Annotated in this window: 21 protein-coding genes; 8 read left to right on the forward strand and 13 right to left on the reverse strand. The window is 59.7% G+C overall.

Going from position 1 to position 20,932, the window contains the following annotated elements:
- Nucleotides 1–159 precede the first annotated feature (159 nt).
- The 3 genes from CO670_RS16040 to CO670_RS16050 all read left to right on the forward strand — a co-directional run bounded on the left by CO670_RS16040 (nt 160) and on the right by CO670_RS16050 (nt 4,169).
- Nucleotides 160–1,941, forward strand: a complete 1,782-nt coding sequence (locus tag CO670_RS16040; RefSeq protein WP_097591228.1) for a type I secretion system permease/ATPase — start codon at nt 160–162, stop codon at nt 1,939–1,941.
- Between the two features lie 15 nt (nt 1,942–1,956).
- The gene (locus CO670_RS16045; protein ID WP_097591148.1) at nt 1,957–3,264 is read left to right on the forward strand and encodes an HlyD family type I secretion periplasmic adaptor subunit; all 1,308 of its coding nucleotides are present in this window, start codon (nt 1,957–1,959) and stop codon (nt 3,262–3,264) included.
- Between the two features lie 209 nt (nt 3,265–3,473).
- Nucleotides 3,474–4,169 (forward strand): SGNH/GDSL hydrolase family protein, encoded by a 696-nt coding sequence (locus tag CO670_RS16050; protein WP_097591149.1) that lies wholly within the window; start codon nt 3,474–3,476, stop codon nt 4,167–4,169.
- 42 nt (nt 4,170–4,211) lie between these two features.
- Here the strand turns inward: CO670_RS16050 and CO670_RS16055 are convergent, their stop codons facing one another.
- The 12 genes from CO670_RS16055 to CO670_RS16110 all read right to left on the reverse strand — a co-directional run bounded on the left by CO670_RS16055 (nt 4,212) and on the right by CO670_RS16110 (nt 15,494).
- Nucleotides 4,212–4,688: a glycosyltransferase gene (locus tag CO670_RS16055; protein ID WP_097591150.1), complete on the reverse strand. Its 477-nt coding sequence runs from the start codon at nt 4,686–4,688 to the stop codon at nt 4,212–4,214.
- Nucleotides 4,685–5,143, reverse strand: coding sequence for a glucuronosyltransferase (locus CO670_RS16060; RefSeq protein WP_097591151.1), 459 nt, complete (start codon nt 5,141–5,143; stop codon nt 4,685–4,687). Before CO670_RS16060 ends, CO670_RS16055 begins: the two co-directional genes overlap by 4 nt.
- Nucleotides 5,144–5,375: 232 nt before the next feature.
- Complete coding sequence (locus CO670_RS16065; RefSeq protein ID WP_097591152.1) at nt 5,376–6,359, reverse strand: glycosyltransferase; 984 nt, start codon at nt 6,357–6,359, stop codon at nt 5,376–5,378.
- Entirely contained in the window at nt 6,356–7,240 is an 885-nt protein-coding gene (locus CO670_RS16070; protein WP_097591153.1) for a glycosyltransferase family 2 protein, read from the reverse strand. The genes CO670_RS16065 and CO670_RS16070 overlap by 4 nt, the downstream gene beginning before the upstream one ends.
- 23 nt (nt 7,241–7,263) lie before the next feature.
- Entirely contained in the window at nt 7,264–8,202 is a 939-nt protein-coding gene (locus CO670_RS16075; RefSeq protein WP_097591154.1) for a glycosyltransferase, read from the reverse strand.
- An 80-nt stretch (nt 8,203–8,282) separates the two neighbouring features.
- The gene (locus CO670_RS16080) at nt 8,283–9,104 is read right to left on the reverse strand and encodes a galactosyl transferase (RefSeq protein ID WP_097591155.1); all 822 of its coding nucleotides are present in this window, start codon (nt 9,102–9,104) and stop codon (nt 8,283–8,285) included.
- A gap of 12 nt (nt 9,105–9,116) precedes the next feature.
- On the reverse strand, nt 9,117–10,148 hold the full coding sequence (locus tag CO670_RS16085) for a polysaccharide pyruvyl transferase family protein (protein WP_097591156.1): 1,032 nt from the start codon (nt 10,146–10,148) through the stop codon (nt 9,117–9,119).
- A gap of 30 nt (nt 10,149–10,178) precedes the next feature.
- Nucleotides 10,179–11,681, reverse strand: a complete 1,503-nt coding sequence (locus CO670_RS16090) for a lipopolysaccharide biosynthesis protein (RefSeq protein WP_097591157.1) — start codon at nt 11,679–11,681, stop codon at nt 10,179–10,181.
- 151 nt (nt 11,682–11,832) lie between these two features.
- Nucleotides 11,833–12,735, reverse strand: coding sequence for an exopolysaccharide glucosyl ketal-pyruvate-transferase (gene pssM / locus CO670_RS16095; protein ID WP_097591158.1), 903 nt, complete (start codon nt 12,733–12,735; stop codon nt 11,833–11,835).
- Nucleotides 12,732–13,238, reverse strand: a complete 507-nt coding sequence (locus CO670_RS16100) for an acyltransferase (protein WP_097591159.1) — start codon at nt 13,236–13,238, stop codon at nt 12,732–12,734. Before CO670_RS16100 ends, pssM begins: the two co-directional genes overlap by 4 nt.
- Nucleotides 13,238–14,389, reverse strand: coding sequence for a glycosyltransferase (locus CO670_RS16105; protein WP_097591160.1), 1,152 nt, complete (start codon nt 14,387–14,389; stop codon nt 13,238–13,240). The genes CO670_RS16100 and CO670_RS16105 overlap by 1 nt, the downstream gene beginning before the upstream one ends.
- Before the next feature lie 31 nt (nt 14,390–14,420).
- On the reverse strand, nt 14,421–15,494 hold the full coding sequence (locus CO670_RS16110; RefSeq protein WP_097591161.1) for an endo-1,4-beta-xylanase: 1,074 nt from the start codon (nt 15,492–15,494) through the stop codon (nt 14,421–14,423).
- Between the two features lie 310 nt (nt 15,495–15,804).
- On the opposite strand from CO670_RS16110, the gene CO670_RS16115 reads away from it, so the two are divergent.
- Complete coding sequence (locus tag CO670_RS16115; RefSeq protein ID WP_245425845.1) at nt 15,805–16,071, forward strand: hypothetical protein; 267 nt, start codon at nt 15,805–15,807, stop codon at nt 16,069–16,071.
- Between the two features lie 60 nt (nt 16,072–16,131).
- On the opposite strand, the gene CO670_RS16120 is transcribed toward CO670_RS16115, so the two are convergent.
- Nucleotides 16,132–17,019 (reverse strand): DUF6030 family protein, encoded by an 888-nt coding sequence (locus CO670_RS16120; RefSeq protein WP_097591162.1) that lies wholly within the window; start codon nt 17,017–17,019, stop codon nt 16,132–16,134.
- 546 nt (nt 17,020–17,565) lie between these two features.
- Here CO670_RS16120 and CO670_RS16125 point away from each other — a divergent pair.
- The 4 genes from CO670_RS16125 to CO670_RS16140 all read left to right on the forward strand — a co-directional run bounded on the left by CO670_RS16125 (nt 17,566) and on the right by CO670_RS16140 (nt 20,920).
- Nucleotides 17,566–18,198: a methyltransferase domain-containing protein gene (locus tag CO670_RS16125; RefSeq protein ID WP_097591163.1), complete on the forward strand. Its 633-nt coding sequence runs from the start codon at nt 17,566–17,568 to the stop codon at nt 18,196–18,198.
- Nucleotides 18,199–18,410: 212 nt separating this feature from the next.
- Nucleotides 18,411–18,836, forward strand: coding sequence for a helix-turn-helix transcriptional regulator (locus CO670_RS16130; RefSeq protein ID WP_097591164.1), 426 nt, complete (start codon nt 18,411–18,413; stop codon nt 18,834–18,836).
- A 9-nt stretch (nt 18,837–18,845) separates the two neighbouring features.
- Complete coding sequence (locus tag CO670_RS16135) at nt 18,846–20,687, forward strand: peptide antibiotic resistance protein (protein ID WP_097591165.1); 1,842 nt, start codon at nt 18,846–18,848, stop codon at nt 20,685–20,687.
- Between the two features lie 20 nt (nt 20,688–20,707).
- Nucleotides 20,708–20,920: a hypothetical protein gene (locus tag CO670_RS16140; RefSeq protein ID WP_097591166.1), complete on the forward strand. Its 213-nt coding sequence runs from the start codon at nt 20,708–20,710 to the stop codon at nt 20,918–20,920.
- Nucleotides 20,921–20,932: the final 12 nt, after the last annotated feature.

A 20,932-nucleotide genomic window follows, 5' to 3' on the forward strand; every position in this document is an offset into this window, starting at 1 on the left:
GTGGGATTCATATAATAAGTTATCGGCTTGCAATCGGAAGTTCGGCGCCGGCGCCGGGATCCAAAAGCAGGTGTGTCAATGTTCGGGCCTGACGACCCGTTGCTGCAATGTGTGCAGGCCTATTTGCTTGTGTGCGATGCGGCAGGAGAGGATTAATTGGTGTTTCAGAATTCAGCAGCTGATATCAGCGAGCCGTCAAAAGCCTTGCGCAAATGCAAGGGTGGTCTTGTCTTCATCGGAATTGCAAGCGCGCTCGTCAACATCCTTTATCTCACCAGTTCCTTTTTTATGCTTGAGGTATATGACCGGGTCATCCCGAGCAAAAGCATACCCACGCTGGCGGCCTTGGCTATACTCGCATTAACTCTTTACGCCTTTCAGGGAGCGTTCGAAGTTCTGCGCAGCCGAATGCTCGTCCGTGTGGCGGGTGCGCTCGACGAAATGATGAACGGGCGCGTGTTCCGGGCGCTGATCAAGGCGCCGATGAAGGTCAAGATCGGCGGAGACGGGCTTCAGCCGCTGCGCGACTTCGATCAGATCAGAACCTTCCTGTCCGGCATGGGCCCGACCGCGATGTTCGATCTGCCGTGGCTGCCTTTCTATATCGTGATCTGCTTCCTGTTTCATCCGGCGATCGGCTATATCGCGATCGGCGGCGCGCTCATTCTGGCGATCCTGACGTTCCTGACCAACCAGGGAACGCGGACGCTGTCGAAAAAACAGTCCGAAGCCGCCAATATGCGCAATGCCTTCGCGCAGACCTCGATCCGCAACTCGGAGGTCATTCACGCCATGGGCATGGCGGGCACCATGGGTGAGATCTGGAACCGCAAAAACGAGGAATACCGGGCCATCAACCGGCAGGCATCGGATGTCGGCAACGGCTATGCGACGCTTTCGAAGATTTTCCGTATCGCGCTGCAGTCGGCAACGCTGGCAACCGGCGCAATCCTGGTCATTCAAGGCCAGGCCTCCTCGGGCATCATCATCGCCGGTTCGATCCTGACCTCCCGCGCTCTGGCGCCTGTGGAAGCAGCGATCGGCAACTGGCGCGGCTTCGTCTCCGCCCAGCAGAGCTGGGCGCGGCTGTCGAACCTTCTGAAAACCATTCCGGAGGTTCCGGCTCCGCTGGCGCTTGCCGCACCTTCCAAGCAGGTCACGGTCGAAGGACTGGCGAGCGGACCGCCGGCCGGCCAGCGCCTGGTCATCTCCGATATCAGCTTCGGCCTGAGGGCAGGGAGCGCGCTCGGCGTCATCGGTTACAGCGCCTCGGGTAAATCGTCTTTGGCGCGGGCAATGATGGGCGTTTGGCCGACCGTCAGAGGTTCCATCCGTCTCGACGGCGCGGCACTCGATCAGTGGGATGGCGATGCGCTCGGCCGTCATATCGGTTATCTCCCGCAGGATGTGGAGCTTTTCTCCGGCACCGTTGCGCAGAATATCTGCCGTTTCGCCAAGGATATGTCGCCGGAGGCGGTCGTTGCCGCGGCGCGCGCGGCGCGGGTCCACGATCTCATTCTGCGCCTGCCGAACGGCTACGAAACCGAAATCGGCGAAGGCGGGGCAGCGCTTTCGGCTGGCCAGAGACAGCGCATCGCACTTGCGAGAGCGCTCTACGCCGACCCCTTCCTCGTCGTGCTCGACGAACCGAACTCCAATCTCGATGAAGAAGGCGAACGGGCGCTGAGTGCCGCGATCATGAGCGTGCGTGCACGCGGCGGCATCGTCGTCGTCATCGCGCATCGCTCCGGCGTTCTGGCCGTATGCGATTTCGTGCTGATGATGCAGGAAGGCCGGATGATCGCTTTCGGCCCCAAGGAAGAAGTATTGGCGCGGGTCAGCCGGCCGGAACCGGCAGCGGCTGCGGCGGCGCGCACGCCGATCGCCGATCGGGTCGCTCAGCTCAAGGTCGTTGTCGACGGCATGAATGCGGCCGAATAGACCGGAAGGAATATCGTGAGTAAGGTTATCAGTGAATCGAAACGCTCCCTCAATCGCCATGTGGCGGTTGTCGGCGCCCTGTCCATTGCCCTCGTGTGCGGCATCGGCGGTTGGGCGGCAACGACAGAGCTTTCGAGCGCCGTCATCGGCGAAGGCGTGGTCGTCGTCGACGGCGACGTCAAGAAGGTGCAGCATCTGACGGGCGGTATCGTCTCGGAACTCCTCGTTGCCGAGAACGACCATGTGTCGGCCGGACAGGTCCTGATACGGCTCGATGGAACGAAGACGAAGGCGGAGCTTTCGATCGTCGAGAGCACGCTCGCCCAGCTCTATGCCCGCCGTGCACGGTTGAAGGCGGAGCGGATCGGTGCCGAATCGTTCGAGGTTCAGGAAAATATTAGCGATTTGACGTCCAGCACCGCCGCGCGGGATCTGCTCGACGGCGAGACGAAGCTGTTCGACAGCCGCAGATCGGCGCTGATCGGCATGAAGAGCCAGCTGGCGTCACGCAAGGATCAGCTGGCCGAGCAGATCAAAGGCTTGGTCGTGCAGATCAATGCGACGAATGACTCCCTTGCCCTGATCGAGCAGGAGCTCGAGGGCATCGATGTCCTCTACAAGAAGGGGCTGGTCACGCTGCAGCGTTTGAACACCCTGAAGCGTGCGCGCGCCGACCTCCAGGGCAATAGCGGCCAGGAAATCGCCGCAAAGGCGGAGGCCGAGGGCAAGGCGATCGAGATCGATCGCCAGTCGATCCAGCTGGATGAAGATCGTCGTTCGGAGATCGCGAAAGACCTGACCGACGTCGAGGCGCAGATCGCCGAATATGAAGAGCGGCGCGGAACCGCCCTCGACCAGCTTCGCCGTCTCGACATTACCGCGCCGCTCAGCGGGCGCGTTCACGAGCTTGCAATTCACACGATCAACGGCGTCATCAATCCTGGCGAGACGCTGATGCTTGTCGTTCCCGAGAACGAGGATCTGACTGTCCAGGCAAAAGTCGCCACCCGCGACATCGACCAGGTTCATGTCGGCCAATCCGTCGATGTGCGCTTCAGCGCCTTCGATCAGCGCACGACGCCGGATGTCCAGGGCGAGATCACGTCCATCGCGCCCGATATCGTCAAGGATGAGCGGACCGGCATCAGCTATTATCCTCTCCGGGTGAAGCCGAGGGCGGACAGCATTGCGAAGCTGAAGTCGATAAAGCTCTATCCCGGCATGCCGGCCGAAGTCTTCATCAAGATCGCCGACCGGACCGTGATTTCCTATCTCACGAAGCCGCTGACCGATCAGATGCAGCACGTGTTCCGCGAGGAGTGATCGGCAGCCGTGTCGGGCCGCGTAAGCGAGCCAACGGCACGGCAGCACAGTGTGCATCCTGACGGATGCGAGCTTCTTCTCGCGCTGAAGAGGCGCGGCCATCTCCATGATATTGTCTCAAGCCTGCTGTAAGCGGGCTTGGTCAGGGATGAGCGGCACGTCCTTGCTGGTCGCGTGACGTATCGTTTCCGCCGGGATATGGTCTCTCCATGATAGGTTTGCGGTTCAGGCGTCCGGCGCCATCTGAGAGACGGCGGGTCCCTGGACTTGTTCTGTTTTTGGCATGCTTCATGGCGCTCTCGATGTCGAATAGCGCTTCCGCGGAGAATCTTTCCCCATTGAAGATCGTCGCTTTTGGAACATCCTTGACGGCCCGCGGCGGCTGGCAGCCTGCGCTTCAGGCGGAGCTTGCGGCCTGCCTGGACAGGCCCGTGGAAGTCGACAGCGTGGCGAAAAGCGGCGAGACGACGTTTTGGGCTCTGACCCAGATCGATCGCGTCGTTGCCGAGCAGCCGGATATCGTCCTGATCGAGCTTTATGCCAACGACGCGACGCTGCATCGGTTCGTGTCGCTTGCGCAAAGCAGAAAAAATATCGGCGATATCCTCGACAGACTTCGCCAGCGCCTGCCGCAGGCGCGGATTATCGTGATGGCGATGAACCCGTTTTCTGGGATGCGCGGCCTGATCCGGCCCTTTGTCGGCAGCTATATCTCGGCGCATCGGGCCGAGGCGGAAAAACGCGGCCTGGAATTCGTTGACCACCGGTCGAACTGGGAACGAATGGCGCCGGGCGATCTGGCCGCCGCAATTCCCGATGGCGCTCATCCCCTGCCTGGCATGGCTGCCAAAATCATCGTGCCCGAACTGGTCGAACACATTGCCCGGCGCAATTGCGGGGAATGAAATCTTTCTGCCTTGCCGGCAGCGTCTGCGTCGGCCTTCGGCTCAGACTTCGGCGAGATAGCCCTTGAGGTAGTTGACCAGCGAAGCCCTTCCGGCCTCGGACGAATCCTCCTGGGAGGGGCTGTCCAGCTCATCGAGAAGGTAGTTCTTCAGCTCCTCCTCTGTATGAGCGACATAAATGCCCGGCCTGCCTTCGAGCTGGCTGACGGTAGCGAGCTGATGATCGTTTCGATGTTCGCCGAGGGATGCCTGCCGGGGAACGAGAATGATCGGCTTGCCGAAGCGCTTTGCCGTAAGCACGGTTCCGATCCCCGCATGGGAGACGATAACGGTTGCGTCGCGAAAGACCTTATCGAAGTCCTGAGGCTCGATATTCTTGATCCATTTCATGTTCTGCGGCGTGTAAGTGCCCTTGCCGATCTGTGCCAGGACAGGTTTGGTCAAGTCCTTCGCGAAGCTATCGACAGCCTTGATGAGGCGATCGAAGGGCAGCTGCGTTCCGACGGTAACAAGGATCAAAGGACGGCTCCTGCGTAATGGGGGCCATCCGGCCGCGACAGATGTTGCCACTGCGTGAGCCACAGCGTGGCGATATGGCCGGCCAGTTTGCCCGAGAGGGAGAGCTTCTCGACATTGGCGACGCTATCGATCCAGATCGTCCGCTTGCCCGTCAGCTTGCCGGCCAGCAGGCAGAAAAGCCCGGGCGCAGCGCCGGTCGAGATGATGACGTCCGGCCGGTGTTTGATGACGATTGCGAAGGCGCTGAAAAAGCAGCGGATCGACATGGTGATCGAGTCACGACTGCAATCGGGAAGCACCAGCCCGTCGCGAATGTCGTATTTGGCAAGCAGTCCCGGGATGGTCGTTGCAAAGATGATATCGCAGCCTTCGAATGCGCCGCGCATGGCCATGAGCTGCTCCCAATGGCCGCCTCCCGAGGAGGCCGCGAGAACCTTCAATTTTTTCTCAGCCATATCAAGGCATCCCTCATGTTGGACCGACGATAAGAGCGTACGACCGTTCCACCGAAACCGTGGCTCCACCGTGGCAGTTCAATGGAATTCTACTATTACTGACCGAAACTCGAAACTTGAGGATCATGTGGAAACTCGCGATTCGAAACAATGTTTCATCTGACGATATTTACCGAAGGCTCGCGGCCGGCGAACTTTTCTATCCGCAGCAGAAGAAAAGCCGCAACGAATACTAATGAGCGGCATTGGGCTTATATTCCTGGTATGCATGTCCGAGGATCCCGTTGACCATGCCGGCGCCACGCAGAAGATGGGTGAGGGCGCGCATGCCCCAATAGGGCGAAATCAGGATTGCCGGCAGCATGGCCACTCCGAGCATCACGCGCGTGGCGCCATAGGCCGCGCGATAGATCCGGCGTTTGAGATTGCCATGCAGGACCTCGCTGACCGCGAAAGTATTGCCGAGCCGGTATTGTCGCTGCAGCACCCATTTCCAGGTCATCCGGCTGGCAGGCACGATATCATGGACCAGCGCCTTGTCGGCCCAGAAAACCTTCATGCCGCGGCGGACGGCCTGATTGAAAAAGAGGTAATCCGTGCCGCCGGTGTAGCGCATCTTCTCCTCGAAGCGCAGGTTCCATGAGCGGATCAGGGGATAATCGAACATGACGTTGTTGGAGGCGGCATAATAAATGCGCTGGCCGTCGCTGTTCTTCTTGCGCTCGAAGACCTTCGCCTTGATGAAATATTCCGGCGGATTTTCGGGATAGACCGGCTGCACGGGGCCGTAGACGCAGTCGGCGCGGTTCTTTTCCCGCGTCTCCAGCATCGCGTCCAGCCAGCCATCGACCGGCCATTCATCATCGTCGAGAAAGCAGAAGAGATCGGTGCCGGCGGGTGCGGAATCCAGCGCGCGGTTGCGCGCAAAGGGTATGCCCTGGTTGGACTCGACAACGTAGACCAGGTCATAGGCGCCGGTTTGCCCGAAGCTCTCGACCGTCGCCCTTGCGCTGCCGGCCGCGTCATTGTCGACGATCACCATAGTGAGATGATAGGGACGGGCGGGACTTCTGATCTGGCGTGTCATCACGTCGAGCAGCTTGGCGATCCCGTCGAGACGCCGGTAGGTCAGTACGCCGACGGCAATGTTCAAGGGCGCCGCGCCTGCCTGAGCGGCGCCGGCGGAGGACTGCGGAAACGTATCCTGCTGGTTCATGACTGGCTTCTCCGCAGCATGTTTCCGAGACGCTTGCGCGCCGCCATCAAGGCGACTTCGGTCGCCGCATCCTCGCCGAACGGGCCGCCGGCAACGGTATTGCGCGCTTCGCTGTGAAGCTTCAGCAGCGATGTAGTCTGGGCAATGCCGCCGGCCACCAGGCTCTTGCCGAGCGCCTGCAGGCCGTCATAGCGGCGCGCCAGCTCCAGCCCGGTTGCGATCATGATCCGCGGGCGCAGCGTCTTTGCCCTGTTCGTGCCGGTGTAGCGGTTCGATGCATGAATGCGCTGAAAGGTGAGCGGCGTTTCGACGATCGCGCCGCGGCCGAGATAGGCGGCGGCAAATTTGATGTAGTTGTCGCTGAGTACGACATCCCTCGCGACGGACATCGGCAGGATCTGCGCCAGCAGGTCGCGGCGGAAGCTCAGGCCCGATGTCGGCACGGGCAGCGAGGGAAAGCCGCCTTTGCGCAATGTTTCCCGCTTGTCGAACAGCGTTACCTGCAGCTCCGGCGAAGGCTGATCGCCTTCATTGGTCGTCACGCGGTCGAAGCACCAGTCGATCTCGTTGCGGTCGTAGATCTCGGCGATGCGCTCGAGCTTGCCGGGCAGAAACGCGTCGTCGGCATCGAGGAGAAAGAGAATATCGCCGCTTGCGGCCGCAAAGCCGGCATTGAAGCTCGAGGCCTGGCCGCCGTTCTCCTTCAACACCGACCGGATCCTGTCGCCGTAGGACGCGAGGATCTCCCGGGAATCATCCGTCGAGCCATCGTCGACGACGATCACTTCGAAGTCGGGATAGGTCTGCGACAGAACGCTGTCGATGCATGGGCGCAGGAATTGCCCATAGTTGAAATTGTTGATCAGCACCGAGAGTTTCAAATTATCGCCTCCTGGCCAATCGATCACCGCGCCAGCGGCGCGTATCGGCGGATGCCGGCACGATACCCGCGCATATAGTAGTATTTCCAGATCGCCCAGAAACGCTTCTTAGACTGCGGCAGCAGATAAAGCATGGCTGCCCGGAAGGCCCATTGTGCGCTTTCAAGCCAGGTCTGCAACGGCACGCCGCTCAGCCTTATGCCTTCGGGCACCTCGTCCGGGAAGAGCGCCGGCATGCCGTAACCGAGCCGCTCGCCGCGCTTCTGCACCCAATCCTCGGTCACGCTCGAAGCCGGAATCCAGTGGTGAACCACGGCCTCGGCGCATCGATAGGATTTGGCGCCGCTCGCTGCCAGGCGGATGATGATTTCGGCATCTTCACCCATTGCAAACATCTTTCCGGGCAGGGGGCCGATATCCTCCCGGTAGCGTACGCTCGTTCCGAGCAGTTCCCGCCGGACGATCGTGTTCGGACCCCACACCTTCGTCGGGTCGCATGGCCCGCTTTGCGTTTCGTCGACGATCGCGAAGGTGGACCCCATCGGGATCCAATCGATGAAGCGGTCCTTCGGCTCCCTTTCCCAATCGGGAACGATCCGGCCGCCGAAGACGCCAAAACCCGGATGCGCGATGGCGCAGTCGACGATCGCCTTCAGCCAGTTCGATTCGGCACGAATGTCGTCGTCGGTGAAGACGATGAGATCGCCCCTGACCCGATCCAACGCCATATTCAGTGCGCCGGATTTTCCCGGCTTCTGCTGCTGAAGGACGATGATCGGAAGCTTGTCGCTGTACGATTTCAGAAGGTTGAACGTGTCGTCATTGCTATTGTTGTCGACAGCAATCAGTTCCCATCGGTCGTGGGGAAGTTCCTGGGTGACCAGGGATTCCAGCGTATGGCGCAGCCGGCGGCTGGCGCCATTGTAGGATGAAAAGAGCACACTGACGAATGGGTCCGACATCAGTTACCAACCCTCTTGGTGAAGTCGAAAGTGAAAAGCCTCATATTGCGGCTTCCTGTGTGATGTTCGAGCGGATCATTCTACGCCGGATTCGACCGCGCCTTGCCGAAAAATTCGCGCCTATGCCCCTCGCCGAGCATTCTCAGCTTGCGGAAATTGCGCAACCAGCGCCGCGGCTTGGACAGCGCGCCGCGATTGAGGAAATACTGCCGCATCAGGCTCGGCGCCCGGCTGTGCGAGCCGCCATGGGCGACGCGATAGACAGCGCCCCGGAAGGGCAGTTTCGTCAGCGGCGCTCCGCGCTGGGCGAGAATGTTGGCGATGCGGACGTGGCTGCCCAGCATCGACTTGATCCAGTCGAGCGAAGCGTCCTCGAACCGCTGCGGCAGTTCGTAGAGATCGGCACGAATGATCAGCGACGTGCCGCAGAGATGGCTGAAGTCGTCGTGACCAAGCAGGAAATTGCCGCCATCGTCCCAGATATAGCCGTGGTCGATCGTCCAGCCGTTGGCATCGCGATTTTCCGATACGTATTGAACGATCCGGGAACTGACGAAATCATCATCGTCGACGATCATGAAAAAGCGGCTGTCGGCGGCGGCCAACATGCCGCTCAGCACGCGCCGGCCCTTGTCGGCGCGGAAGGCATCGAGGAAGTCTTCCTTGCTGCCCCTGCCAAGCTCATGCATGTCGTTCGGCGGAAACGTCACGCGCACCGCCGAGAATTTCTCCGGCAGGTCAGGCAGGTCGGCCCCTTCGTTGGCGACGATGATGCCGCGCCAATCTGCATTGGTCTGATTGGCGATGGAGGCGACGGTCTGGCCGAGGTTTGCCTTCAGCTTGCTCCAATCGCGGGCATTGTCCTGATGTCGGACCGGGATGATGAAGGTGACAAGTGGCATCCAATAACCCCCTTACGCCCGCAGGCCGACAGCTTCTTTCTCAGCGACCCGCCCCTTGGCCGCCTGTTGACGCGCCCACTCGATGCCGTCTTCGAGCGAGGTCGCCTTGTATGAAAGATCGGTTCCGCCGGAGAACGCGTTCATGAAGCGGCGGATCTTTCCATAGCTGTTGTCCAGCACCGCATGCGGGCGGCCGAGCAGCAGCGAGCAGATATGAACGTGCAGGCGATCGGTCACGATTGCACGGGCACGCGAAATCTGGCTGATGCCGCGTTCGAAGCGGTTGTGAGCCGCTGCGTCCAGCCTGCGCAAGGCAACTTCGCTCGGCTTCAATGCGAGATAGGCCGAAGCGACACCCAGCTTTTTGGCAATATCCACCTTGCGTTTCGACTCGGTAATCCAGTCTTCCACAGGAATATCGGAAGGGATCTTGCGATCGCCGCCGCCGACCCGTTCCGCATCCTCACGGAGCATGGCGAGCACGGGAATCTGCGTCGCCCGTTCCGGAAGCGCGCCGATGGCGAAGGCCATGTCCGGGCATAGCCGCACGGCGCAGTCGAAGTGCTTCTCGGAAAAATCCTTCGATTCCTCGTCGCGCACCAGCAGCACGAAATTCTTGTGGCGCCCGATGGCCCGCTTGGACTGTTCGATGCGCTCGGCCGAGCTGTAGTGGATCGACTGCGGGAACTGGACGATCTGCCGGTCCGGGAAACGCTCCATGATCATTTCACGGAAATCCTGGTGGGCAACCCAGATATCGCCGAAATTGCCGCCGCCGTGAATGAAGATCGGGCCTGTGGGCACGCGGCGTTTCAGTTCGTCGGCTGAAAAATCGTACAGCCTGGAAACATAGTCCGGGCGCTTGCCGAAGCGATTTTTGAGATAGGCCATCTCACCCAGCCAGATTGCCGAGTCGCCGCAGTTGCGGATGTCGGGAAAGTCGAGAATCGCAAGCGGTTCATCGCGCGAGACATAGTCTTTCAGGCAATCATGAATCATGCCATTGAGTTTTGCGATCAGCTCCGATCTGGATTGGCTGGTCATTCTGCCTCTCTTGTTGATGTTCGTTTAGCTTCAGGCCGACTTGGGTACGGCAATACGTTTTGCTTTTGACAGGAACTTGACAGCGATGCGCTGAACTTCGGTTTCCGGGCCGGCGGGCTTCTTCATCGCAACCCAAAGAACGAAGCTCGATCCGACATAGATGATGCCGCCGGTGATGACGAGGAAGGCGAGATACAGCGCCAAATGCAGCTTGTCTGCGGGCATGCTGACAATGTGCGACAGTCCCCAGACGCCGGCAGCCATCAGGGCGACGCTGGCAAGCGCGCGGAAATTGGCCGCGAGCTGCTGGAAGAACGGCAGGTTGATCAGGCGCTTGACGAGAAGCATGTTGACCACGGTGGAAATCAAGCCCGTCAGCACGCGCGCATAAACGACGCCGGTAAGTCCGCCGATCATGAGACCGGCGATGATGATGGGAACGCGAACCACCAGCATCTGCGTGTCGCGGATGAACAGCATCTTGGTATGGCCCTTGGCCATGCCGAGCGGCTGGACGAGCGAACCGAGGGTCTGCAGGGCGAAGACCGATGCCAGCGCCTGGACGATGAAGATCGCCGGAACCCACTTCTCGCCCAGGGCAAGCCTCATCATCGGATCGGCCACGACAGCCATGCCGATACCGGCCGGAAGCGCCACGGCCGCCAGCAGCGCCTGTGCGCGCTGATAGGCCGCGACAAGCCGGACGGGATCGTTGCGGACCTTGGAAAAGCCCGGATAGATCGTCTGGTTCAACGGCGCCGTGGCTTCGCGCGTCGGCAGCGTCGAAAGCGTGTTGCCGACCGTGTAATGGCCGAGCTGCGTGGCGCCGAGCATCTTGCCGATCAGCAGATATTCGATCCGCCAGTTCAGCGTGTTGACGATCTGCCCGGCCGTCAGCCACACCGAGAAGGAGAACAATTCCCGTGCATGGCGGAAGGTTATGCGCGGCCAGAAGGGCAGAACGGTATAGGAAACGATGATATTGGTCACCTGATAGGCGAGCGTGCCGATCACGAGGGCCCAATAGCTCTGATAGATGGCGGCAATCGCCACCGTCACGATGAAGCCGACCAGCTTCTGCGAGACGTTGAGGACGAATTCCTGCCAGAAGATCAGATCGCGCTGGAGCATGACGCGGCGCGGATTGGCGAGGCCGCTCAACAGCAGGCTGAAGCTCAGGGCAAGCATGACGCTCGTCAGCCGCGGCTCATTATAGAACTCGGCGATCGGATAGGAGGCGGCGGCAAACAGCAGCGCCAGGATCGCGCTTCTCGTCACGCTCAACGTCCAGACCGCGCTGAAGTGCGTTTCGCTCGGCGACTCGTGGCGGATGAGCGCCTGGTTGAGCGAGAGTTCGGTGACCGAACTCAGGATGACCTGGATCGTCGTTGCGATGGCGACGAGACCAAAATCTGCCGGCACGAGATACCAGGCGAGCACGAAGGTGCTGAGTGCCGAAAGCCCGTTGACGATGGCGCGGGAGAGGCTCAGCCACATGCTGCCCTGAATCAGTCGGTCGGTAACGCTGCTCATGGGCGAATGGCTCCTGAGGTCTGGGACATTGACCATTTAAGCGGGCTGCGCGCCCGGCCAGCGTGCTTCTCTCCGTGAAGGGAGCAGCAAGTGTTGATGGCGTTGGAAAGCATCATGCCTTCTTGCCTCGTCAGGAACCCGGTTTGCGACATCACAGGGCGCTTGCCGTCTTCTTCGAAAAATCTTGCTTCAGCCGGTCCAGCTCGACCAGCATTTTCTCATGCGCTCTCACGATCGCCTGATCGGAGCTGAGCTGGCCTGGCTTTCCAGCCACCCGCTGCAGCGTCTTGACCGTCGAGCCGAAGACATAGTTGCCGGTCAGCTGCCGGATGCGGCGATGACGGAAGGTTATGTTCTTCAACAGATATGTATTCTTCCGAACCAGCGACGCGCCGGCCTCGACGAGGTTCGACGGGCCGATCGGATCGAAATCGATCTCCAGATCGAGCGCACTCGCCCAATCATACCACTTGGCGCGGTTGCCGGGTGCAATCGGCCGGATCGCCCGCCACGGAACGCGCAGCGCATCCGAGATGATGCAGCCATGCATCGCCTCGGAGACGACCTTTTGCGATGCGCTGATCTCGGTAAGGACCTTTTCCACCGACCAGCGGGGATCGATATAGTGGATGCCGGCGAGGTCGCAGACCTTGTCCCAGCTGCCATACATCGCGCTTTCATAATGCGGCATGAAGGAGATGGGATACCGCTTCTCAACGGTCGTTGCATCCCAGCAGCTGCGCGTGAGGATGCCCGAATCGCCGATGGCGTAGCTCGGATCGATACCGAGGACTTCGGCGGTCTTCTTCCCGCGCACGAAATAGAACGTCCAGTTGCCGTCGACCTTCGGCGGATTGGTGTAGCCGCCATAGCCCGAGCCGAAGACGATCTTCTGCATGTTGGGATCGAAATTGTCATAGAGGATCGAGCCGATGCCGAGAAAGAGCTGGCTTTCGTCCTCGTCGAAGAAGCCGGGCAGCAGACGCTCCCAGAGCCAATGGTTCAGTTCGTCGCCGAAATTCTCGTGTTTCCCACGATAGGCAAACATCTTCATCGTGCTTCTCCAGTCGGCAAGTGCGTCACGATCTGCGTGACCGTTTCGTCCTCGCGGGCCATGCGTCCGTAACGCGAAATGATCTTGATGTCGCTGCGGATTACCTTTGCCGGGTTGCCGGCGACGAGCGAGCGCGGCGGCACGCTCTTGGTCACCACCGAGCCGGAGCCGATGACGCATTCATCGCCGATCTCGACGCCGGGCAGGATGATGCTGCGGGCGCCGATGAAGCAGCGTTTGCCGATCCTCGTGTGGAGGTAGAGCCCGCGTGTGAGGTCGTGGGTCAGGATCGCGGCTTCGAAGGCGACGTAGGTTTCGGCGCCGATATGCAATCCCTTCGGATTGGTCTTGTCGAAGCGCACGCTCAAGGAAAAGCTGGCGGTCGGATCGATGTCCATGCCCCAGAATTTCGTATAATAGAGCCACTTGGCCTTAACGATCCCGTTCCGCAGCGGCCGAAATACGTTCAGTCCCCACTTCGGCTTCTTTCCTGTCTGCACCATCAAGTCCGACCCCGGCTGGCAAATTCGTCTAGAACGGAACTGTAATAGTCCTCTAGCATCCCCGTTTGACGACGTATGTCGAAGCGCTCGGTCACCAGAAGCGGTGCCCGCGCGCTGAAGGCTGTCCACAGGGCCTGATCGTTGAGCAGCCTTCCGACCGCTTCCGCCATGCCCGCGACATCCCGCTCCTCCACGAGATAACCAGTTTTCCCCTCTTCGATCGCTTCGCCCACACCTCCCGAGCGAAATGCGACAACCGGAGTACCGACGGCTTCGGCTTCCAGATTGGCGAGGCCGAATGCTTCCGCATGACCGTTATCGAGGGTCACGCTGCCATGAAGATAGAGTTCCGCACTGGCGAGCAGATCCCTGATCTCAGTCTGAGACAGATTTTCATGGATCGTGACGCTTGGCAAGGAACGACGCGCCAGGGCTTCGATTTCCTCCTTCAATGGTCCTTGTCCGACCATGACGAATTCAACCGGGGTGCCGGCGGCCGCCACGCGTGAAAGCGCGTCGATCATGAAGCGGTGGCCCTTATAGTCGACGAAACGGGCAATGGAAACCACCAAGCCCTTTTTTCGTGGACGCGGCTCCATTTTGAAGAGATCGAGATCGATGCCGATATGGTGGCGATAGACGCGATCGGGGCGGAATCCGAGCGCCAGCAGCCGGTCGCGGATGAAATCGGAAACGGCGATGTTCCAGCTGTTCCAGCCGGCCATTTCCCGGCGCCCCTTGGCGAAGAAGCGCACCTGGTTGAAGCCGCCCGGCTTCTTCGGGTCGCCGCCATAGGTGGCGTCGAAGCCGTGGAAGGTCGTGACCAGCGGCTTGCCTGCGGCTTTGGCCAGGGGGCCGATGACATAGCCGTTCTTGCCGAAATGGGCGTGGACGAGATCGGCCTGGCCGACCGCCGGAAACAGGAAAGGCAGGCCGATCTGCGGGATTTTCAGAAGCAGCTCGCCGGTCCGCGCCACGGGAGAGCGGCGGATGTCATGAACCGGGACAGTGGATTTTTTCGTGTGGGCGGAAGAGATGCGCGAACCGGCAAGAATTTCAGCTTCGAAAGAACGAAATGCCACCGCCTGGTTGAGAACAAATGCCTGGCTCGCAGGCAAAAATTTTTCCACGTAAATAACGGCTTTTCTCATGAATCTATTCGCGTCTCCGCTGTCTTGGCGATCACATTGCCTCTATTGCCCGCTTGATGCCATCAACCGAACTTCTCGGATCGTTGTTTTCGTCGTAAAGATTAACGCGCTTCGTGCATGCCGCGCCGGGATTGGTGTCCTTCTCGTCAAGCTCGCCATATTTCTCCGACATGCCCCAAACGGTGGCACCTTTCAAGTCACCACGCTCGGCAGCGACGGTGATGACGTCGCCGAAGATCTCGGCATAGGAGGCCGGCGTGAAGCCTTTGTCGCGCTGGAGGAAGTGGCAGGACGCATCGAGTTCGGTGATGAAAACGCCGACGCCCATATCCTTCAGCGCCGCGCAGAAACGGCCCATTCCCTCCGGATCGATCCGGTCGAGGCCGGGGCGGAAATGCGATTGCAGACCGACGGCGCCGATCGGCGTTTTCCTGGCGACGAGATCCTCGACGATCTTCAGGATGCGCGCGCGCTTCTGCTCGAACACGTCGGACTTTTTCTCCAGATGCGTCTCGTTGAGAACCAGCATCGCGTCGGGATTGGCCTCGTGCGCCATGTCGAAACTCATGCGGATATAGTCGTCGCCAAGAAGGCGTCGGAAAACACAATCCCGCAGATCTGGCGCATCATACTCCAAAGGTTCGTTCACCACGTCCCAAGCATCGATCGACCTCTTATAGCGAGTGACAACCTGTTTTATATGACGGTTCATTGCTGTGCGAATGGTCTGCGCATCGCTGATGGCGGACACCCAGTCCGGGACGCGATACCAGATCAGCGTGTGCCCATAAACCCTCATGTTATTTTTGCGTGCAAACGCGACGATCCGGTCGGCGGGGCCGAAGGAAAAGACGCCCGGTCGCTTTTCCGTCGCGTTCCACTTCAGCTCGTTTCGCGGCGTGATCGAGTTGACGCTGTCGATGTAGAGCTGTGAAGCGACGGGATCGTTGATATCCGCCGCGTCGATGGCCGAGCCGAATCGGAACGATTTCCCGTCGGCGAGGGCGCGCAGCCCGGCGGACGGCGGCACTTGCGCCAGCGCCTGACCGGCACGCGCATATAACAGGGCGAGCGGAACGGAGGCGAGGAAACGTCTTCTATTCATTCTTTCTCTCACTGTTCGCTGGTTTCACGTCTGCGGTGGAGCTCGAGGCCCGGTTCGGCGGCGCCGATCCTTCCGCGGTTCGCGCTCAAATCGATAGGGTAATACCACTTCGAATATACTTCCGCTGTGGGGCGGCTCTGGCAGTATTCTCTAGACTTTTCAGCATGCTCCAAGATATAAGCCGCTATGGAGGACGCTCTTAATGGAAGATTGGTTTAGCTATCTGACGAGCTGTTTTCATATGGCATTTCAAAATGCCGCTTTTTTTATGGCGACTGCCCGAAACGACCTATCCCATCTCGATGATCGCTTGTTCTCAGCCCTCGTTTTCGGCGTCATCGGCATCATTCTCGCCCTGCTCGTCGCGCTTCTCAGAGCCTCTTCGCGGCTGCGGCAATCGGCGGTCGTCATTCAGTCACTGAACGACGACCTTGCGCAGGTCACGCAGGACCTCAATGTCGAACGCGTCTGGCGCCTGACGGGCGGTGACAGCACGGAACGACCGGATCCCGACAGTTTGACCGAGCTTTACAAGATCCTCTCCCGGCACCACAAAGACGCAAGCCACATAGCCTGACCGGGTCCGAACCCGGCCTGCGGCTCCAGGTTCTGGTTTTCGCTATCGTGGCGACGTGCTTTAAGGCCGCTGCTGCGGATCTTCCGTCTGCGCGGCCGCATCGGGAGGCTCGGCTGCCGCTTCCGATTGCGCGTCGCCGGTCTTGCCCGAGGGGTCCGGCGAGAGAAGCCATCTTCTCTCGGAGAAATAATTCCTCGTTCGTTTCTGACGAGGCGAGGTCGGATCGAGCGAAAGGGTGAAATTATACCGCCCCTCGTTGAGCACCTCACGGCTGAAATTGATGTTGGCTCCGAAGCCGTCTTCCTTGACGTCCCGCAAATTCTGGATCGCGTTCAGCGTTTCGTGGAAATCGAGCCATTGCGGCTGGCGCAGCATGATTTCGAAAATTCGCAGAATGCCGGGATCGAGCTGGCCGTGCTGATCGGTCTGCGGATTGATGATCTTCACGCGCATATTGTTGATCGTGCCGGCGGCGTCGCCGCGGACGATGACGAAGATGGAGCTCGGAAGCTGATCCTTCTCCCGCTTGCCGCTATGCTCGAAGAAGCATTCATATGTGTCGGCGTTGAAGCTTGCCGCCGCCCACTCGCTGGTCTCAATGCCGGCATCGCGCAGCGCCGCGCACATGGCCGGGCCGGATATCCGCCATGTGCGCAGAAAAGCCGATGCGGTCTGCGCCATGGGCGTTTCGATGACGTGCAAAGGCAGTTTGAACGTCGTCGGCGGCGCCGGGCGGGGAAGGGCCTTGGGTGGAGGCGGCTTCACCTCCTGAGGGAAGAGATCGTAGCCGAAGTAACGGCCGGCTTCCTTCAAGTGTTTCATGTCGTTGGAAAGAAGCACCGTTCCCATGACCAGCGACAGGGAAATCGCCAGCAACAACCAGAAAGCCACGGGAAGCCGCGGCTTTTTTACCGGCTGTTTCGCATATGCGGGCGAGGTATCGGGCAAGCTTGTCTTCTCCGGAACGCGAGAAGGGTTTCGATCGGGCTGTCTAAATCCAGCAGTATACAGTCATCCGTTAAATATCTTTGGCTTCATGTCGGCAATTGGGCATCTTTTCCCTTCGCCGTCGGCTCGGGGGCGCTACAGATTTCGGCAGAGACGCTTCGGCGCCATTTCAACCGAGAATTTCCAATACCGCTATCGACAATTGCAACGGGGGATAGAGGATAATCCGAGCTTTCGAACAACGGCGAGCCGGCCGGCAGGATGGCTTGGATTGCTGTCCCCATAGATGGCTTTCAAATATTATTGAAAATCCGGTTGGGTGCGTAAGCTTACCTGTGTCGGAGCGATAGCTTATCCATTTGGTTTTCCATTATTTATTTTCATAAATATCCAATTCTCGCGCAAAAGGTTTTGTTTTCCCGTGACTAAACTATAGATTTATTTCCGATATCCTATCCGCTTTGTCAGGTTTATCGGTTTTCACCAAATTTTCGACGTATTTTTCTATAGGGTCCGGTGCAATCGCAGAGCAGAAAGGAGAGGCACATGTCTGTAGAGCTAGACGCGACCACCTACGTGCACGCCAAACCGACGACCGCGCACTCCTACATTTTGCCGACGGTCTTCGACGTGCTGGAGAACCATTTCGACGGGTCTCTGGAAAACGACGTCTTCGATTTGGGATGTGGAACCGGAGGGGCAGCGGCTGCTCTTGCGGAAAAGGGATATGATGTCGTCGGCGTCGATCCGTCCAACGACGGTATCACCAAGGCCAATATCAACTATCCCGACCTGCCGCTGAATGTCGGCTCGGCCTATGAAGACCTTTCCAAGGAGTACGGCAAATTCAATGCCGTCATCAGTCTCGAGGTCGTCGAGCATGTCTATGACCCGAAGACATTCACCTCGACGATGTACGATCTCGTCAAGCCCGGCGGCATCGCCGTAATGTCGACGCCCTATCACGGCTATCTGAAGAACCTCGCCTTGGCAGCGGTAGGGAAGATGGACGATCATTTCATGCCGCTGAGGGATCACGGACATATCAAGTTCTGGTCGAAAAGCACGTTGAGCACGCTGCTGATGGACAGCGGCTTCGACAATATTCGTTTCGAATATGTCGGCAGGATCCCGGCTTTCGCCAAGTCGATGATCGCCGTCGCCCAGAAGCCTGCTTAAAGCGGGCGGCCGGTCGCAGGCGGCCTGTCCGCCCTGCTGCCTGCCTCGGGGCCGGGCTCAAATCGTCTCGCGCCCCAATAATCCACAGGTTGTTTTTTACTGTGTTGGGCGGTGAAAAAATTCCTTACTAAAGTATTTACTTTTAGTTGCATTCTTGGTTAAACTCTCCATTATACAGCGGGGCGTGCTGATCAAGCGGGAGAGTTGTTCACATGAAGGCTAAATCGCCGAATTCAATCGACGTCTATGTTGGTAACCGCGTGCGCGTTCGGCGAAAGACGCTCGGGATGACCCAGCACGGTCTGGCCGACCTTCTCGGTATTACCTTCCAGCAGATCCAGAAATATGAAAAGGGAACGAACCGGATAGGGGCCAGCCGGCTCCAGCGCATATCCGAGATTCTTCGCGTGCCCATCGGCTTCTTCTTCGAGAATAGCGGCTCCGGGCCGATCGAAGGCGAAACGAGCGAATTGAACAAGTTCCTGTCGTCGAAGGAGGGCCTTGCCCTCAACCGGGCGTTCATCGCGATCGAGGATCCGAACATCCGGCAAAAGCTGGTGGCATTGGCCAAAAGCCTGGCCGTCGCGGGACTGTCCGACTTCGATGCTGACCTGCAGGATCCGGTTGTGAACGGCTGAGGATGGATCGTGTTTCACCTGCAGACATTTGGCGATCTGCGGTTGATCGAGACGAGTGGCGATCCGGTTCGCTATCCGATCAAGGGCCTGTTGATGATGGCCCTTCTCTATGCCGGCCCGAGCCGTGAGCTCAGCCGGTATGAACTGGCGCAATTCCTGTGGAGCGATGTCGAGCCCGAGCAGGCGCGGCTCAATTTGCGCAAACTGCTTTCGCGCATCCGCGAAATGGATGGTGCACGCGCCGAACTGCCCTTCGATTTCACGGCCACCAGCGTTCGTCTCGACGCCCAAGCGGTTTCCAGCGACCTCGATATCTTCCGCGCCGGCGGCGTGCCGCTGGAGCGGCTGAAGGCGATCGCCGAACTGACCCAGCGCGGGTTCATCGGAAATATCAAGCCGGCGACCAAGCCGATCGATGCCTGGATCAGGGCGCAGCGGGACGCCCAGGCGCTGCAATTGCGGCAGGCTTTGCTCGATGCGCTGCCCGAGGCGCAAAATCCAGGGGATGCGCGCGTCATTTCCAGCGCGGCTCTGCAGATCCTCGAACACGACCCGAATGACGAGCAGGTCAGGGCATTGCTGCATCAGCTGTCCGGTGGATCCTCGTTAAGCGAGCGATTGGGCGATCGCCCCGCAAGAGTGGAGGTGAAGCGTTCGGAGGTCGGCGGCGAGGGGCCCGGCGACACCGGGCGCATATTGCCTGCGCCGCTGATCCTGCCCCGCCTGGTGCTGCTCCCGCCGACATCGAAACATGCAGATGCCGGGCTTGCTCTTGCGAATGCGCTCATCGAAGACGTCACGATCGAACTCTGCGCGGTGAGGAACATTTCCATCGTCGCGCCGCATACGGCAGGACAGATCCGCCGCGACTCCGAGAAGGCGGCCATCGTCGCCCGGCATTCGATCGCCTATCTGCTCGATACGCGCTTCTCCGAAGAGGGATTGTTCGCGCAGCTGATTTATTTCCCGACGGACGAGATCATCTGGGCCAATCGCTTTGCGATGACGCCCGATATATTGCCGCGCCAGCGGCGGCTGATCGCCCAGCAACTGACTTTGTCGGTGGCGAGCGAACTGGCTGAAAACGAGGAAGAGCGGCTGCGTTTCGAAGCCAACCCGCAGGCCTATCATTCCTATCTCGTCGGCTCGAGCCTGATGAGCAAGCTGACCTTGCCGCATATCCGGCGGGCAAGAAAGGCATTCAAGCAGTCGCTGTCGCACAAGCCGGATTTTTCGCCCTCCTTCACCGGGCTGGCGAGAACCTTTACCAGCGAATGGCTCGTGACGGCGCAGGGCGACAACGAATTGCTGCATCTGGCCGAGCAGCACGCGCTGCGCGCCATCGAGCGGGACCCGTCCTCGGCGGCGGGGCATCGCGAGCTCGGCGTCACCAAACTCTATCTCGGCGATGTCGATGCCAGTGTCGCGGCGCTTGATCTGGCCGAAGAGCTCAGCCCGCATTTCGCCGATGTCATCTACAGCCACGCCGACACGCTCGTGCATGCGTCGCGCCCGGGCGATGCGCTCGCCAAGATCACAAAGGCGATTTCGCTCAATCCGCTCGCGCCCGACGCCTATCTCTGGTGTGCCGCGGGAGCGAGCTTCTTCCTGGAGCAGTATGAGGAGGCTGTCGTCTATGTCGAGGCGATGAAGGACAAAGCGCCGGCCCATCGCATCGCGGCGGCCAGTTGCGCAATGATCGGCGATCGAAAACGGGCGCTTTTCCATCGGCAGCGCGCCGAGAGCATCAACCCGGTGTTCGACGTCGAGAAGTGGCTCGCCATCGTTCCCTTCAAGGAGCACTGGCAAAAGGAGCTGTATCGGGAGGGCCTGTTGAGGGCTGGTTTTTAACAATCATTGAGGGGCATTACATGGCAAAGGCAGTTATTATAGGAATACCGGGCGAAGCAGGTTTATGGCTCGCCGATCTCGATGCGGGCACGGTCACGCCTCTTAATCCCACCGGCGATCTGGCGACAGCGAACGGCCTGCGCAAAAAGGGCGGCACGTTCTCCAACAACGTCGATCTCGCCGTCGCCGTTTCGTCGGTGCAGGTTGCTCTTTCCGGTCACGTCGACGGCTGAGCGGGCTCTCTG

The sequence above is a fragment of the Rhizobium sp. J15 genome, from assembly GCF_002531825.1.
In the GTDB taxonomy this organism is placed as follows: domain Bacteria; phylum Pseudomonadota; class Alphaproteobacteria; order Rhizobiales; family Rhizobiaceae; genus Rhizobium.

Bases quoted from the DNA above. Each gene is read 5' to 3' on its own strand.
- CO670_RS16050 (WP_097591149.1), top strand. From the start codon at position 3,474: ATGATAGGTTTGCGGTTCAGGCGTCCGGCGCCATCTGAGAGACGGCGG.
- CO670_RS16060 (WP_097591151.1), bottom strand. From the start codon at position 5,143: ATGGCTGAGAAAAAATTGAAGGTTCTCGCGGCCTCCTCGGGAGGCGGC.
- CO670_RS16065 (WP_097591152.1), bottom strand. From the start codon at position 6,359: ATGAACCAGCAGGATACGTTTCCGCAGTCCTCCGCCGGCGCCGCTCAG.
- CO670_RS16075 (WP_097591154.1), bottom strand. From the start codon at position 8,202: ATGTCGGACCCATTCGTCAGTGTGCTCTTTTCATCCTACAATGGCGCC.
- CO670_RS16080 (WP_097591155.1), bottom strand. From the start codon at position 9,104: ATGCCACTTGTCACCTTCATCATCCCGGTCCGACATCAGGACAATGCC.
- CO670_RS16085 (WP_097591156.1), bottom strand. From the start codon at position 10,148: ATGACCAGCCAATCCAGATCGGAGCTGATCGCAAAACTCAATGGCATG.
- CO670_RS16090 (WP_097591157.1), bottom strand. From the start codon at position 11,681: ATGAGCAGCGTTACCGACCGACTGATTCAGGGCAGCATGTGGCTGAGC.
- pssM (WP_097591158.1), bottom strand. From the start codon at position 12,735: ATGAAGATGTTTGCCTATCGTGGGAAACACGAGAATTTCGGCGACGAA.
- CO670_RS16100 (WP_097591159.1), bottom strand. From the start codon at position 13,238: ATGGTGCAGACAGGAAAGAAGCCGAAGTGGGGACTGAACGTATTTCGG.
- CO670_RS16105 (WP_097591160.1), bottom strand. From the start codon at position 14,389: ATGAGAAAAGCCGTTATTTACGTGGAAAAATTTTTGCCTGCGAGCCAG.
- CO670_RS16110 (WP_097591161.1), bottom strand. From the start codon at position 15,494: ATGAATAGAAGACGTTTCCTCGCCTCCGTTCCGCTCGCCCTGTTATAT.
- CO670_RS16125 (WP_097591163.1), top strand. From the start codon at position 17,566: ATGTCTGTAGAGCTAGACGCGACCACCTACGTGCACGCCAAACCGACG.
- CO670_RS16130 (WP_097591164.1), top strand. From the start codon at position 18,411: ATGAAGGCTAAATCGCCGAATTCAATCGACGTCTATGTTGGTAACCGC.
- CO670_RS16140 (WP_097591166.1), top strand. From the start codon at position 20,708: ATGGCAAAGGCAGTTATTATAGGAATACCGGGCGAAGCAGGTTTATGG.